At 63.2% G+C, this 13,159-nt stretch carries 12 protein-coding genes; 7 read left to right on the top strand and 5 right to left on the bottom strand.

The window, feature by feature from the left end; all coding sequences use genetic code 11:
• Positions 1-97: 97 nt before the first annotated feature.
• The 3 genes from EGJ22_RS24565 to EGJ22_RS24555 are packed head-to-tail and all read right to left on the bottom strand — an operon-like array spanning position 98 to position 2,710.
• Positions 98-253 (bottom strand): DUF2474 domain-containing protein, encoded by a 156-nt coding sequence (locus tag EGJ22_RS24565; protein ID WP_009682264.1) that lies wholly within the window; start codon positions 251-253, stop codon positions 98-100.
• A 9-nt stretch (positions 254-262) separates the two neighbouring features.
• Complete coding sequence (cydB, locus tag EGJ22_RS24560) at positions 263-1,270, bottom strand: cytochrome d ubiquinol oxidase subunit II (protein ID WP_009682263.1); 1,008 nt, start codon at positions 1,268-1,270, stop codon at positions 263-265.
• A 3-nt stretch (positions 1,271-1,273) separates the two neighbouring features.
• Positions 1,274-2,710, bottom strand: a complete 1,437-nt coding sequence (locus EGJ22_RS24555; protein WP_009682262.1) for a cytochrome ubiquinol oxidase subunit I — start codon at positions 2,708-2,710, stop codon at positions 1,274-1,276.
• Between the two features lie 344 nt (positions 2,711-3,054).
• Between EGJ22_RS24555 and EGJ22_RS24550 the strand changes: the two genes are divergently transcribed.
• The 5 genes from EGJ22_RS24550 (at position 3,055) to EGJ22_RS24530 (ending at position 8,345) form a co-directional block, all read left to right on the top strand.
• The gene (locus tag EGJ22_RS24550; RefSeq protein ID WP_029887193.1) at positions 3,055-4,275 is read left to right on the top strand and encodes an MFS transporter; all 1,221 of its coding nucleotides are present in this window, start codon (positions 3,055-3,057) and stop codon (positions 4,273-4,275) included.
• 190 nt (positions 4,276-4,465) lie between these two features.
• Complete coding sequence (locus EGJ22_RS24545; RefSeq protein WP_009682260.1) at positions 4,466-5,761, top strand: NCS2 family permease; 1,296 nt, start codon at positions 4,466-4,468, stop codon at positions 5,759-5,761.
• Positions 5,758-6,843, top strand: coding sequence for a tRNA (uridine(54)-C5)-methyltransferase TrmA (trmA, locus tag EGJ22_RS24540; protein ID WP_029887194.1), 1,086 nt, complete (start codon positions 5,758-5,760; stop codon positions 6,841-6,843). The genes EGJ22_RS24545 and trmA overlap by 4 nt, the downstream gene beginning before the upstream one ends.
• 58 nt (positions 6,844-6,901) lie before the next feature.
• Positions 6,902-7,807 carry a LysR family transcriptional regulator gene (locus EGJ22_RS24535; RefSeq protein WP_029887195.1) on the top strand — a complete coding sequence of 302 codons (906 nt, stop codon included), beginning with the start codon at positions 6,902-6,904 and terminating at the stop codon, positions 7,805-7,807.
• Positions 7,808-7,910: 103 nt separating this feature from the next.
• Entirely contained in the window at positions 7,911-8,345 is a 435-nt protein-coding gene (locus EGJ22_RS24530) for a cupin domain-containing protein (RefSeq protein WP_029887196.1), read from the top strand.
• Positions 8,346-8,380: 35 nt separating this feature from the next.
• Here EGJ22_RS24530 and pcaG read toward each other — a convergent pair whose 3' ends face one another.
• Both pcaG and pcaH read right to left on the bottom strand, forming a co-directional pair.
• Entirely contained in the window at positions 8,381-8,986 is a 606-nt protein-coding gene (gene pcaG / locus EGJ22_RS24525; RefSeq protein WP_009682256.1) for a protocatechuate 3,4-dioxygenase subunit alpha, read from the bottom strand.
• 10 nt (positions 8,987-8,996) lie between these two features.
• Positions 8,997-9,716: a protocatechuate 3,4-dioxygenase subunit beta gene (gene pcaH / locus EGJ22_RS24520; RefSeq protein WP_009682255.1), complete on the bottom strand. Its 720-nt coding sequence runs from the start codon at positions 9,714-9,716 to the stop codon at positions 8,997-8,999.
• A 225-nt stretch (positions 9,717-9,941) separates the two neighbouring features.
• On the opposite strand from pcaH, the gene EGJ22_RS24515 reads away from it, so the two are divergent.
• Both EGJ22_RS24515 and EGJ22_RS24510 read left to right on the top strand, forming a co-directional pair.
• On the top strand, positions 9,942-10,835 hold the full coding sequence (locus EGJ22_RS24515) for a neutral zinc metallopeptidase (protein ID WP_009682254.1): 894 nt from the start codon (positions 9,942-9,944) through the stop codon (positions 10,833-10,835).
• A gap of 243 nt (positions 10,836-11,078) precedes the next feature.
• A complete protein-coding gene (locus tag EGJ22_RS24510; protein WP_029887197.1) occupies positions 11,079-12,998 on the top strand; it encodes a methyl-accepting chemotaxis protein in 1,920 nt (639 codons plus the stop codon).
• Positions 12,999-13,159 lie beyond the last annotated feature (161 nt).

The raw sequence follows: 13,159 nt of genomic DNA, 5'->3' as shown, positions 1-13,159 counted from the left end.
TAACAGGCGCTGCATACCTTGTGGCAAACACCTGTCAGCCCTGATGCGATCCCCGTGGGAGCTGGCTTGCCGGCGATAGGGCCAAAGCAGGCTGACCTCAATGGGTGGTCAGGCCAGCAGCCCCCATGAACAAGCGCATCACCCAGGCCGCCACACCCAGTGCGGCCACGCTCAACGCCCAGATCAGCACCAGCCAACCCAGCCGCTGCCACAACGGTTTCTTTTCTTCCAGGCCATGCTTGCCAGTCATCATGCGGGCCTCCTAGTGATAGCCGTCGTCATGGGTCACCTTGCCGCGGAACACGTAGTAGCTCCAGAAGGTATACCCGAGGATGAACGGCAGGATGAACAGGGTGCCAACCAGCATGAAGCCTTGGCTTTGTGCTGGCGCTGCGGCATCCCAGATCGAGATCGACGGCGGGATGATGTTCGGCCACAGGCTGATGCCCAAGCCGCTGTAGCCAAGGAATATCAGCACCAGCGTGAGCAGGAACGGCGTGTAGTGCGCGTTGCGGGCCACGGCCTTGAGCAAGCCATAGAACGTCACAAGTACCAGCAACGGCACCGGCATGAACCACAGCAGGTTAGGCATGCTGAACCAGCGGTCGGCGATCTGCGGGTAGGCAATCGGCGTCCACAGGCTGACGATACCGATCACCACCAGCAGCACCAGCGCCAAAGGCCGGGCGATTTCGTGCATTTTCTGCTGCAGCGGCCCTTCGGTTTTCATGATCAACCAGGTGCAACCCAGCAGCGTGTAGGCCACGATCAGCCCCACCCCGCAGAACAGGCTGAACGGGGTCAACCAGTCGAGGGTGCCCCCGGCAAAATGCCGGTCGACCACCTTGAACCCTTCCAGGAACGCGCCCAGCGCCACACCCTGGAAGAAGGTGGCGATCAGCGAACCCCAGATGAATGCCTTGTCCCAGATGTGCCGCTTGCGGGCGGTGGCCTTGAAGCGGAATTCAAAGGCCACCCCCCGGAAGATCAAGCCGATCAGCATCAGGATCAATGGCAAGTACAACGCTTCCAGCACCACCGAGTAGGCCATCGGGAAGGCCCCGAACAGCCCCGCCCCCCCGAGCACCAGCCAGGTTTCGTTGCCGTCCCACACCGGGGCGACGGTGTTCATCATCACATCACGGTCATGCTCGCCCTTCACGAACGGGAAAAGCATGCCGATGCCCAGGTCGAAACCATCCATCACTACGTACATCATCACGCCGAAGATGATGATCACCGCCCAGATCAGCGGAAGGTCGATACCCATGGCTCAGTTCCCCTTGTTCAGGCTGGCGGTGTTGGCCTCGTGGCCATCATCGGCGGCGGACAGCGGCCGCGCCGGGGTGCGTTTGGTGCCGGGGCCACCTGGGTTGATTTCGTCACCCTCACCGGTCTGCGGGCCCTTGCGCACCAAGCGCAGCATGTAGCCAAGGCCGGTGCCGAACAGGGCGAAATACACCACCACGAACGCCACCAGGGTAAAGCCAAGCTGCGCATAGCTGTGGTTGGACACCCCGTCTGCGGTGCGCAGCAGGCCGTAAACCACCCAGGGCTGGCGGCCAATTTCAGTGGTGAACCACCCGGCCAGCAGCGCCACCAGGCCGGAGGGCCCCATCCACACTGCCATGTGCAGGAACGGCCGCGAGGTGTACAGCGTGCCCCGCTTGCGTAGCCAGAGGCTCCACAGGCCAACGAAGATCATCAGCAGGCCCAGGCCGACCATGATGCGGAACGACCAGAACACAATGGTCGAGTTGGGCCGGTCTTCTGGCGGGAAGTCCTTCATCGCCGGCACCTGTTTGTCCAGGCTGTGGGTCAGGATCAGGCTGCCAAGCGCCGGGATCTCAAGCTTGAAGCGGGTGGTTTCGGCCTGCATGTCAGGAATGCCGAAAAGGATCAGCGGCGTCGGCTCACCGGGCACGTTCTCCCAGTGGCCTTCGATCGCAGCGATCTTCACCGGTTGGTGCTTGAGCGTGTTGAGGCCGTGGAAGTCGCCGATCACCGCCTGGATCGGGGCGACGATCAGTGCCATCCACATGGCCATCGACAGCATCTTGCGCACCGCCGGGTTGTCCCGCCCGCGCAGCAGGTGCCAGGCCGCCGAGGCGCCGACGAAGAACGCGGTGGACACGAACGCAGCCGTGGCCATGTGCATCAGGCGGTACGGGAACGAGGGATTGAACACCACGGCCAGCCAGTCTACCGGCACTACCCGGCCATCGATGATCTCGTGGCCTTGCGGGGTTTGCATCCAGCTGTTGGAGGCCAGGATCCAGAACGTGGACACCAGCGTACCCAGTGCCACCATCAGCGTGGAGAAGAAGTGCAGCCCTCTGCCCACACGATTCCAGCCGAACAGCATGACCCCGAGGAAACCGGCTTCGAGGAAGAAGGCGGTGAGCACCTCGTAGGTGAGCAGTGGGCCGGTAACCGCGCCGGCGAAGTCGGAGAAGCGGCTCCAGTTGGTACCGAACTGGTAAGCCATGACCAACCCCGAGACCACCCCCATGCCGAAGTTCACCGCGAAGATCTTCGACCAGAAATGGTAGAGGTCGCGGTAGACCTGGTTGTGGGTGCGCAACCACAGGCCTTCGAGCACCGCCAGGTAGCTGGCCAGGCCAATGGTAATGGCTGGGAACAGGATGTGGAACGACACGGTAAAGGCGAACTGCATTCGGGCGAGCTCTAAGGCTTCTATTCCGAACATGGTGCTTCCTCTTCAGATAATCCGGCGTACGGGCTCGTGGCACCGTCGCCCACTGCCCCCACTGGGTCGAGTACGGCGCGTTGGAATTGTTCTGTTCGATCGCAGGGATTCCGGCCCACTGGGCCCATTCGTTAGTTCTGGAACGATTGATCCAGATCAACGACTGCTAGGAAGCATAGTCCTGAATGCACGGTTGGGCCGTGCGGTGGATTGCCGCGTGACCGGTTGCCCCACCGGCTTTCATGACGCGCGAAAAAGTGCTGACCCGGGCAAACAGTAACTGTTTGTTACAAACAGATGATACGCTGCGCCCCCCTCCACTGCGCCGAGGCCCCAGGGTTCCGATGTCCGATTCCGCACCGCAGTTGTTGCGCCAGCACTGCCCGTTTCTGGCCTTCTGGCTGGCCCGTGTATTCACCGCCAGTGGCTTCCAGATGCTCACCGTGGCCATTGGCTGGCACCTCTACCAATTGACCGGCAATGTTCTGGACCTGGGCCTGGTAGGCCTGGTCGAATTCGTCCCTCGGGTGCTGTTCATGCTGCACACCGGGCATGTCGCCGACCGCTATGACAGGCGCAAAGTCGCAGCGCTGTGCCAGAGCCTGCAGGGGCTGATTGCCCTGGCGCTGGCCGTGGGCAGCGCCACCGACAACGTTACCCGGGAACTGATTTTTGCCCTGGCCTTCCTGCTGGGCGCCACGCGCTCGTTCGAAATGCCAGCCAACCAGGCGCTGCTACCCAACGTGGTACCGCCAGGGCTGTTCCCACGGGCGGTGGCCGCTTCGGCCTCGGCCACCCAGTCGGCGACCATCGTCGCCCCAGCGGTGGGCGGTTTTCTGTACGCCTTTGGCAGCATCTGGGTGTATGGCCCGACGGTGGCCCTGTACGCCATCGCCTGCATCCTGACCCTGAGCCTGCAGGCACGCGGCCAGGTTAACCAGCGTGGGCGTGCCAGCGTCGAGTCGCTGCTGGCAGGGATCCGCTTCATTCGTAGCCGCCCGGACATTCTTGGGGCCATTTCGCTGGACCTGTTCGCTGTGCTGCTGGGCGGTGCCACGGCGCTGCTGCCGGTGTTCGCCAAGGACATACTGCTCACTGGCCCGCTGGGCCTGGGCCTGTTGCGCTCGGCGCCAGCGGTGGGGGCGTTGCTGATGTCGCTGTGGCTCGCGCGTTTTCCGTTCGAGCGCAATGTCGGGCGGACCATGTTCACCGCCGTGGGTATTTTTGGCGTGGCCACCATTGCCTTCGGCCTGTCCACCTCGTTCTGGTTTTCGCTGGCGGTGCTGGTGGTACTGGGCGCGGCAGACATGATCAGCATGGTCATCCGCAGTTCGTTCGTGCAACTGGAAACGCCCGATGAGATGCGCGGGCGGGTGAGCGCGGTGAACGGGCTGTTCATTGGTGCCTCAAATCAGCTCGGCGAGTTCGAGTCGGGGTTGACGGCGCACTGGTTTGGCACAGTGCCGGCAGTGGTGATGGGTGGGGTGGGCACGTTGCTGGTGACCGGGGTGTGGATAAAACTGTTCCCTACACTGGCCAAGCGGGATCGGTTGCACAGCGGTTGATGGGTTGCCGGCCACAGGGCCAATACAGGCTACAGCGAACCCATTCCCCAACGGCCATAGGCCACCGCCGAGCATGCTGGTATGATGCGCGGCTTTTTTCCGCCCCACACAAAACCACGGCAAGCGGTACGGTCTGTGCTTTGCTGTTGGGGTCGATATATTCGTGGCGCCGGGCGCCTTGGGAGCGGGAATGCTGGAAAGGCTGTTTCAACTAAAAGCACACAACACCAACGTGCGCACCGAGATTCTTGCGGGCGTCACCACCTTCCTGGCCATGGCCTACATCCTGTTCGTCAACCCGAGCATCCTCGGCGAGACCGGCATGGACAAGGGGGCGATTTTTGTCGCCACCTGCCTGGCAGCCGCCATCGGCTCCACCACCATGGGCCTGATCGCCAACTACCCGATCGCCCTGGCCCCGGGCATGGGCCTGAACGCGTTCTTCACCTATACCGTGGTGCTGCACATGGGCCACACCTGGCAGGTGGCACTGGGTGCAGTGTTCCTGTCGGCAGTGATGTTCTTCCTGCTGTCGATCTTCCGTATCCGTGAATGGATCGTGAACAGCATCCCACTGCCGCTGCGCTCAGCGATTGCTGCCGGTATCGGCCTGTTCCTGGCGCTGATCGCCCTGCATAATGCCGGCATCGTCGTCGATAACCCGGCAACCCTGGTGGGCTTGGGTGACCTCAAGCAACCGGCCCCGATTCTCGCCACGCTGGGCTTCTTCCTGATTGTCGGCCTGGAAGCACTGAAAGTGCGCGGCGCCGTGCTGATCGGCATCCTGGCGGTGACCGTCGCGGCGATCGTGATGGGCGTGACGCCGTTCGGCGGCATCGTCTCCATGCCGCCATCGCTGGCCCCGACCTTCCTGCAGCTGGATATCGCCGGCGCGCTGGATGTGGGCCTGGTAAGCGTGATCTTCGCCTTCCTGTTCGTCGATCTGTTCGACAACTCCGGCACCCTGATCGGCGTGGCCAAGCGCGCCGGGCTGATGGGCAAGGACGGCCACATGCCGAAAATGGGCCGTGCGCTGATCGCTGACAGCACCGCGGCCATGGCCGGTTCGCTGCTGGGCACCTCGACCACCACCAGCTACATCGAATCCGCTGCCGGCGTCAGCGCCGGTGGCCGTACCGGCCTGACGGCCATCGTGGTCGCCGTACTGTTCCTGCTGGCCCTGTTCTTCGCACCGTTGGCCGGCAGCGTGCCGGCCTTCGCCACGGCCCCGGCGCTGCTGTTCGTTGCGGTGCTGATGGCCTCGGGCCTGGCGGAGATAAACTGGGACGACGTTACCGAAGCCGCACCGGTGGTGGTGACTGCCCTGGCCATGCCGCTGACCTACTCGATTGCCAACGGTATTGCCTTCGGCTTCATCGCCTGGACTGCAGTCAAGCTGATTTCCGGCCGCTACCGCGACCTGAACCCGGCGCTGGTGATCCTTTCCATCCTGTTCGTCATCAAGCTGGGCTGGTTCAACGCATGAGTGCTGCTTTCGACCCCTCCTCCTACGCCACCCAGCTGGACGCCAAGGTCGCCCGGCTGCGCGAGCTGCTGGCACCCTTCGGCGCACCAGAGCCGGCTGTTTTCGACTCGCCACGCGAGCACTACCGCCTGCGCGCGGAGTTTCGCCTGTGGCGCGAGGATGGCCAGCGCCACTACGCCATGTTCGCCCCGGGCGAGAAGCACAAGGCGATCCTGATCGACGACTTCCCGATTGCCAGCCTGCGCATCAATGAACTGATGCCGCGCCTGAAGGCAGCCTGGCAGGCCAGCGAAGCACTGGGCAACCGCCTGTTCCAAGTGGAGTTCCTTACCACCCTGGCTGGCGACGCCATGATTACCCTGTGCTACCACCGCCCGCTGGATGAGGCCTGGGAAGTGGCTGCACGGCAGCTGTCCGAGGCGCTGGGCGTGAGCGTGATTGGCCGCTCCAAAGGCAAGCGCCTGGTGATCGGCCGCGACTACGCGGTGGAAAAACTCGACGTGGCTGGCCGTGTGTTCAGCTACCGCCAGCCAGAAGGCGCGTTCACCCAGCCTAACGGTGCCGTGAACCAGAAGATGCTGAGCTGGGCGTTCGAGGCAATGGGCGAGCGTGAGGACGACCTGCTGGAGCTGTATTGCGGCAACGGCAATTTCACCCTGCCACTGGCCACCCGCGTGCGCCAGGTGCTGGCCACCGAGATCAGCAAGACGTCGGTCAATGCCGCGTTGAGCAACCTCGACGAAAACGCTGTGAATAACGTGCGGCTGGTGCGCTTGTCGGCTGAAGAGCTGACCCAGGCGCTGAACGAGGTGCGGCCGTTCCGCCGGCTGGAAGGCATTGACCTGAAAGCCTATGACTTCGGTACGGTGTTCGTCGACCCGCCGCGTGCGGGTATGGACCCGGATACCTGCGAGTTGACCCGGCGTTTCGAGCGGATCCTGTACATCTCGTGCAACCCGGAAACGCTGGCGCAGAACATCGCTCAGCTGCAAGATACCCACCGTATCGAACGCTGCGCGCTGTTCGATCAATTCCCGTACACGCACCATATGGAAAGCGGCGTGCTGCTGGTCCGGCGCTGATCCGCGCTGCACTGGGGCCTGGCTGGCCCCAGCGCAGCTTGCCAGGAGAGTGATGCCTATGGACCAGTTCAGTGCCATGCAGTCTTTCCGCCGGGTGGTCGATCTCGGCAGTTTCAGCGCCGCTGCCAGTCAGGTGGGGGTCTCGCATACCGTCCTGTCACGCCAGGTAAAGCAGCTTGAACGCCACCTCGGCGCGCAATTGCTCACCCGAACCACGCGCCGCTTGCACCTCACCGAAGCCGGCGCATTGTTCTATCGCCATTGCGTGCAGATTCTCGAACAGATGCAGGCGATGAGCCTGGAATTGTCGGAGCATCAGCAACAGCCCACTGGCACCTTGCGCCTGGGCGTGGCCACAGCCTTTGGTGAACTGGAGCTGGGTCGCTGGCTACCGGATTTCGTCGAGCGCCATCCCCTGTTGCAGATCGAGCTGCACTGCAGCGACCGCTTCGTCGACCTTCTCGAGGCGGAAATTGATGTGTGCTTGCGGGTCACCGACCAGTTACCAAACTCCAGCCTGGTGGCGCGCCGGCTGACGGGCAGCGAGGTGTTGCTGGTAGCAGCCCCGGGTTATCTGCAGCGACACGGCACACCGGTTACGCCCGACGAACTCACTGGCCACCCCCTGCTCGGCTATAGCCAGCTACCGCACCCACAGCGCCTGCAACTGACCAACACCCAAGGCGAACAGCGCGACATCCTCATGCCCCGACGCCTGAGTGCGAATTCGCCGATGGCCCTGCGCGCTGCCGCCATAGGCGCCCTCGGAATCGCCAGCTTCGACCGCTTCATCGTCCACGATGCCCTGCTGAACGGGCGGCTGGTACCGGTGCTGGAAGGCTGGAAACTGCCAGCACGCACGCTTTACGCGGTTTATCCACAGAGCCGCTACCTGCCGCCCAAGGTGCGAGCATTGCTGGATTACGTGCAGGCGTACTATTCACAAGCGAGGTGGGAATATTGATTTGTGCGTGATTGACACAAGTCATGGCTGGTTCTGCCCGTATTTGTGCCCTGAACGGTGAGGTAGCCTTTTGTTGATCATCACTCAACAAAGGTACTCCAGCATGAAAGCAGTGCAGGCATTCATCACAACGTTGGCACTCGGCACCTTGGCAGTCGGCGCCAACGCGGCACAACCAGTCGTTTCAGTCACCGACCACACGGCCTTGAACTGGCAGGCCGTGCCCAATACCAATGGCGCTGTCAGCTTCGCCAATGTTGAAGGCGATATCTTCGGCAAGGGGCCCTACTCGGCCTATGTGAAATTCAGCAGAGGCACCGACAACGGCCTGCACCAGCACAGCCAGGCACTGCCAACGGTCGTCCTGAAGGGGACCTTCTATGCGGTGATCGACGGCAAGCGCATCGAGTATCCGGCAGGCGCCTATTACAATCTGCCGGCCGGGTTGATACATGAAAGTGGCTGCACGGCGGCTGCCGATTGCCTGCTGTTTCAACATCAGGCCGGTGCGTTCGACCTCAAACCCGTTGCAGGCTGAGGCATCGGGGCCGCTTGGCGGCCCCGACGTCTACATCAAAAGTCGAAGAACACCGTCTCGCCTTCCCCCTGAATACGGATATCAAAGCGATACGCCGTTTTCCCGTCCACTTCACAGCGCTTGGCAATCAGCGTCTCGCGGCGCTGCGGCTGCTCGATCAGGTTGAGCACCGGGCACTTGGCATTGAGCGGCGCTTCATCATCGAAATACAGGCGCGTGTGCAGGTGGATGTTGATGCCACGGGCAAACAGGCTGATGTTGATGTGCGGCGCCATCGGTACGCCAGCGGCATTGTTCACCACACCGGGCTTGACCGTGTACAGCGTCCACTCACCGGCGTCGAAGGTGGTGGCGGTGCGGCCGAAGCTGTTGAACGCGTTTTCCAGGTTGTAGGCATCCTGGTACTCGCCGTTGGCATCGGCTTGCCACACTTCCAGGAACGAGTCGCGCACCAGGTGGCCGTTGCCGTCGTAGACATGGCCGATCAGCTGAATGTGCTCACCCGGGGCGTCGGGCTTGGCCAGGCGGTTCCAGATTTCCTGGTCACGGGTAGGGTTGCCGGCCGCTTCCAGGGCCAGGCCGATGTGCACGTAGGGGCCGGCGGTCTGCGAAGGGGTTTCCGGCAGCAGTTCGATTGGCATGGCGGGGTCCTCAGCAGTTTTCGAAGTGGGTCTTGCGCTGGCCGCGCAGCACGATGTCGAAGCGGTAGGCCAGGCAGTCCATCGGGTTGGCGTTGCTCATGTCGAGCTTGGCAATCAACTGCTGTACGGCTTGCGGGTTGGCGATCGACTTGACGATCGGGCACATCGGGATCAGCGGGTCGCCTTCGAAATACAGCTGGGTGATCAGCTTGGTGGCGATCGACGGGCCGCTGATGGCGAAGTGGATGTGCGCCGGGCGCCAGTCGTTCGGGCCGTTGCGCCACGGGTACGGGCCCGGCTTGATGGTGCGGAAGCTGTAGTAGCCGTCACGGTCGGTCAGGCAGCGGCCGACACCGCCGAAGTTGGGGTCCAGCGGTGCCAGGTAGCGGTCGTTCTTGTGGCGGTAGCGGCCACCGGCGTTGGCTTGCCACATTTCCACCAGGGTATTGGGCACAGGCTTGCCGTACTGGTCCACAACGCGGCCGGCAACGATGATGCGCTCACCGATCGGCAGGCCACCGTTATTGAAATTCAGCAGCAGGTCATGGTCATGGGCACCGAAGCCCAGGTGGGAAAAATCCGGGCCGGTGGTTTCGCTGATCGACTGCGGAATGCTGACCAGCGCCTGGCGCGGCGAGCGGGCAACGGAGGTCTTGTAGTCGGGGGTGAGGGCTTTGGGGTGCCAGTTGCGATCACGGATCACGAAGCGGCTGTTGTCCTGGGCGGGCATGCCGGTTTCCTCTCTTGGAATTATGGAGATGCACAGGCGGGCTTATTGAACCCTTCGCGGGCAAGCCCGCTCCTACATACAGTTTCCGGCATGTCGCGCGCGGTGAATATTGAAATGAGGCACTTCAAACATATCCATTTGGTTATGCATAACCACCTCGACCTGACACCGGCTGCTGTCGTGAACTAATCTTTCACTTCTTGTTTCACGCTCGGGAGAGCACTCATGGAATGGCGAAAAGGCCGACGCAGCGACAACGTGGTCGATGCCCGGGGCGAAGGTGGCGGTGGGGGCGGCATGCGCTTTGGCGGCGGCAAGGGCCTGGGCTTGGGGGCGATCCTGCTGATCGTCGGCATCGGCTGGTTGACCGGGCAGGACCCGCTGCAGATCCTCGGCCAGTTGGCAGGCCAGGTGGAGCAGCAGCAGACCCAGACCGCGCCAAGCGGTGCTGGCGCCAAGGCGCCACCGGCCAACGACGAACAGGCCCAGTTCGTGGCCTCGATCCTGGGCGATACCGAGGACACCTGGAAGGCATTGTTCGCCGAAGCAGGCAAACAGTACCGTGACCCCAAGCTGGTGCTGTTCAGTGGCCAGGTCAATTCGGCCTGCGGCGCTGCCTCTGCGGCCGTGGGGCCGTTCTATTGCCCGGCCGACCAGCGCGTGTACCTGGACATGTCGTTCTTCCGCGAAATGGAAACCCGTTTCGCCGCGGCCGGCGACTTTGCCCAGGCCTACGTCATCGCCCACGAAATTGGCCACCACGTACAGACCTTGCTGGGGGTTTCGGCCAAGGTCGACGCCGCCCGCCGCAGTGGTCAGCGCATGGAGGGCGACAATGGGTTGCTGGTACGCCAGGAACTGCAGGCGGACTGCCTGGCGGGTGTCTGGGCCTACCAGGCACAGAAGCGCCTGAACTGGCTGGAGCCGGGCGATGTAGAGGAGGCGCTGAACGCTGCCAACGCCATTGGCGATGACCGCCTGCAACAGCAAGGGCGCGGCCGTGTGGTGCCGGACTCATTTACCCATGGCACCTCGGCCCAGCGCGTACGCTGGTTCAAGACCGGGTTTGCCGAAGGTGAAGTGGACCGCTGCGACACCTTCAGTGCCCGCAGCCTCTGACACCTCGCCAACAGGCTGCTGCGTCACCGCTGGAACCCTGGGGCCGCTTCGCGGCCCTTTCCGACCGGTCCGGCGCACCGGCAAGGCCGCGCCTACAAAAACCCGCACGCTGTTTTTGCTGAAAAAGCGTTTCAGCTTCCCGCAGCATTGCCGATAACCCCTGCATGAATCAGCGGGCATCCAGAACAATAACGCCTGGCGATCGAACATCAAAAGAGCGAAAACTATTTCTGGAGTGCGTGCATGAACAGCTGGTTTGCCAACATCAGCGTCAACCTCAAACTCGGCCTGGGCTTCGGCCTGGTGCTTGTCCTCACCGGCCTGCTGGCCCTGACTGGCTGGACCAGCCTGGGCAGCCTGATCGACCGTAGCAACTGGATGAGCGACATCGGCCAGTTGAACAAAGACCTGACCGACCTGCGCGTGGCCCGCCTGCAGTACATGATCGCCAATGGCGACGATGCCGCGGCCGCCAACACCCAGGCCAAGCTGAACGCCTTCAGCAAGCAGCAGGCCTACTTGGCCAGTACCTTCAAAAGCCCCGAGAACGTCAAGCTGCTGGGTGAGCTGGGGGAAACCATCAGCGCCTACAAGCTGTCGCTGAACAAGATGCGCCAAGGCTACGACGCCACGCGCGCAGCGCGTAGCACCATGGACAGCTCGGCCGCCGGCGCCGACCAGGCCATGGACCTGCTCAGCCAGGAAGTCATGGCCCGCCCGGAAGCCGACAGCGTGCGCCTGGCCCAGTACCAACTGATCAGCCAGGCGCGCCAGCAGTTGCTGCAGGTGCGCATCGACGTGCGCGGCTACATTGCCGACAACAGTGCCAGCAACGAGCAGGCCGCCCTGCGCCAGCTGGATGCGGCACTGGCCAATGTCGACAACCTCAAAGGCCAGATGCCGGGTGATAGCACACGCCTGCAGCAACTGGAAAGCGCGGTACGGGCCTACCGTGATGCCGTACGCCAGTTCCGCGATGCGGTCGCCAGCATCACCACCGCGCGTGCGGAAATGACCGTACAGGGTGCCGATATCGTCAAGCGCAGCGATGCGCTGTACCAGATCCAGCTGCAGCGTCGCGACGTCGAAAGCAGCCAGGCCCGCAGCCTGCAGGCCATCGCTACGCTGCTGGCATTGCTGGTCGGCGTGCTGGGGGCGGTGTTGATCACCCGGCAGATCACCCGCCCGTTGCGCGAAACGCTGCTGGCGGTGGAAAAGATCGCCAGTGGCGACCTGACCCAGCAACTGCGCGTCACCCGCCGCGACGAATTGGGCGTGCTGCAGCAAGGCATCGCGCGCATGGGTACCACCTTGCGCGAGCTGATCAGCGGCATCCGCGACGGCGTGACCCAGATCGCCAGCGCTGCCGAAGAACTCTCGGCAGTGACCGAACAGACCAGTGCCGGGGCCAATAGCCAGAAGGTCGAAACCGACCAGGTGGCCACCGCCATGCACGAAATGGCCGCCACCGTGCAAGAAGTGGCGCGCAATGCCGAACAGGCTTCGCACGCCGCCACCGGTGCCGACGAGCAAGCCCGCGCCGGCGACCGTGTGGTCGGTGAAGCGATCGGCCAGATCGAGCGCCTGGCCCAGGACATGCACCGCTCCACTGAAGCCATGAGCCTGCTGCAACAGGAAAGCCAGAAAATCGGCAGCGTGATGGACGTGATCAAGTCGGTGGCAGAACAGACCAACCTGCTGGCGCTGAACGCGGCGATCGAGGCGGCGCGGGCGGGTGAAGCCGGGCGCGGCTTCGCCGTGGTGGCCGATGAAGTACGCGGCCTGGCGCAGCGTACGCAAAAGTCCACCGAAGAAATCGAAGAGCTGATTGCTGGCCTGCAGCAGGGTACCCAGCAAGTGGCCAGCGCCATGCAAGGCAGCCGCACCCTGACCGACAGCAGCGTAGAACTGGCGCGCAAGGCCGGGGCCTCGCTGGAGAGCATTACCAGCACGGTGTCGGGCATTCAGTCGATGAACCAGCAAATTGCCGCGGCCGCAGAGCAGCAGAGTGCGGTGGCCGAGGAGATCAGCCGCAGCATCCTCAATGTGCGCGATGTGTCTGAGCAGACGGCGGCGGCCAGCAATGAAACGGCAGCGTCCAGCGTCGAACTGGCGCGCCTGGGTGGGCAGTTGCAGACGCTGGTCAGCCAGTTCCGCGTCTGACTGCAAGCCCTGGGGCCGCTGAGCGGCCCAGCGCCGGCAAGCCAGGCTGCCACAGCAACGGTGCAGGATCAGAAACAGCGCCGTACCTGTGGGAGATTCTATGGTTCCTGGCAAGGGTAGCCGCTGCATCTTCAGTGCCTGTGAGATTGAGCGCCGCCCGC

The organism is Pseudomonas sp. p99-361 (assembly GCF_003935475.1).
Classification (GTDB): domain Bacteria; phylum Pseudomonadota; class Gammaproteobacteria; order Pseudomonadales; family Pseudomonadaceae; genus Aquipseudomonas; species Aquipseudomonas juntendi.
The sequence above is the reverse complement of the archived record's forward strand: the minus strand, read 5'-3'. Positions and strand labels throughout refer to the sequence as shown.

Excerpts from the sequence above, each read along its gene's own strand:
- pcaG (WP_009682256.1), bottom strand. The coding sequence starts at position 8,986 with ATGCCAATCGAACTGCTGCCGGAAACCCCTTCGCAGACCGCCGGCCCC.
- pcaH (WP_009682255.1), bottom strand. The coding sequence starts at position 9,716 with ATGCCCGCCCAGGACAACAGCCGCTTCGTGATCCGTGATCGCAACTGG.
- EGJ22_RS24565 (WP_009682264.1), bottom strand. The coding sequence starts at position 253 with ATGATGACTGGCAAGCATGGCCTGGAAGAAAAGAAACCGTTGTGGCAG.
- EGJ22_RS24510 (WP_029887197.1), top strand. The coding sequence starts at position 11,079 with ATGAACAGCTGGTTTGCCAACATCAGCGTCAACCTCAAACTCGGCCTG.
- EGJ22_RS24545 (WP_009682260.1), top strand. The coding sequence starts at position 4,466 with ATGCTGGAAAGGCTGTTTCAACTAAAAGCACACAACACCAACGTGCGC.
- trmA (WP_029887194.1), top strand. The coding sequence starts at position 5,758 with ATGAGTGCTGCTTTCGACCCCTCCTCCTACGCCACCCAGCTGGACGCC.
- EGJ22_RS24550 (WP_029887193.1), top strand. The coding sequence starts at position 3,055 with ATGTCCGATTCCGCACCGCAGTTGTTGCGCCAGCACTGCCCGTTTCTG.
- EGJ22_RS24515 (WP_009682254.1), top strand. The coding sequence starts at position 9,942 with ATGGAATGGCGAAAAGGCCGACGCAGCGACAACGTGGTCGATGCCCGG.
- cydB (WP_009682263.1), bottom strand. The coding sequence starts at position 1,270 with ATGGGTATCGACCTTCCGCTGATCTGGGCGGTGATCATCATCTTCGGC.
- EGJ22_RS24530 (WP_029887196.1), top strand. The coding sequence starts at position 7,911 with ATGAAAGCAGTGCAGGCATTCATCACAACGTTGGCACTCGGCACCTTG.
- EGJ22_RS24535 (WP_029887195.1), top strand. The coding sequence starts at position 6,902 with ATGGACCAGTTCAGTGCCATGCAGTCTTTCCGCCGGGTGGTCGATCTC.
- EGJ22_RS24555 (WP_009682262.1), bottom strand. The coding sequence starts at position 2,710 with ATGTTCGGAATAGAAGCCTTAGAGCTCGCCCGAATGCAGTTCGCCTTT.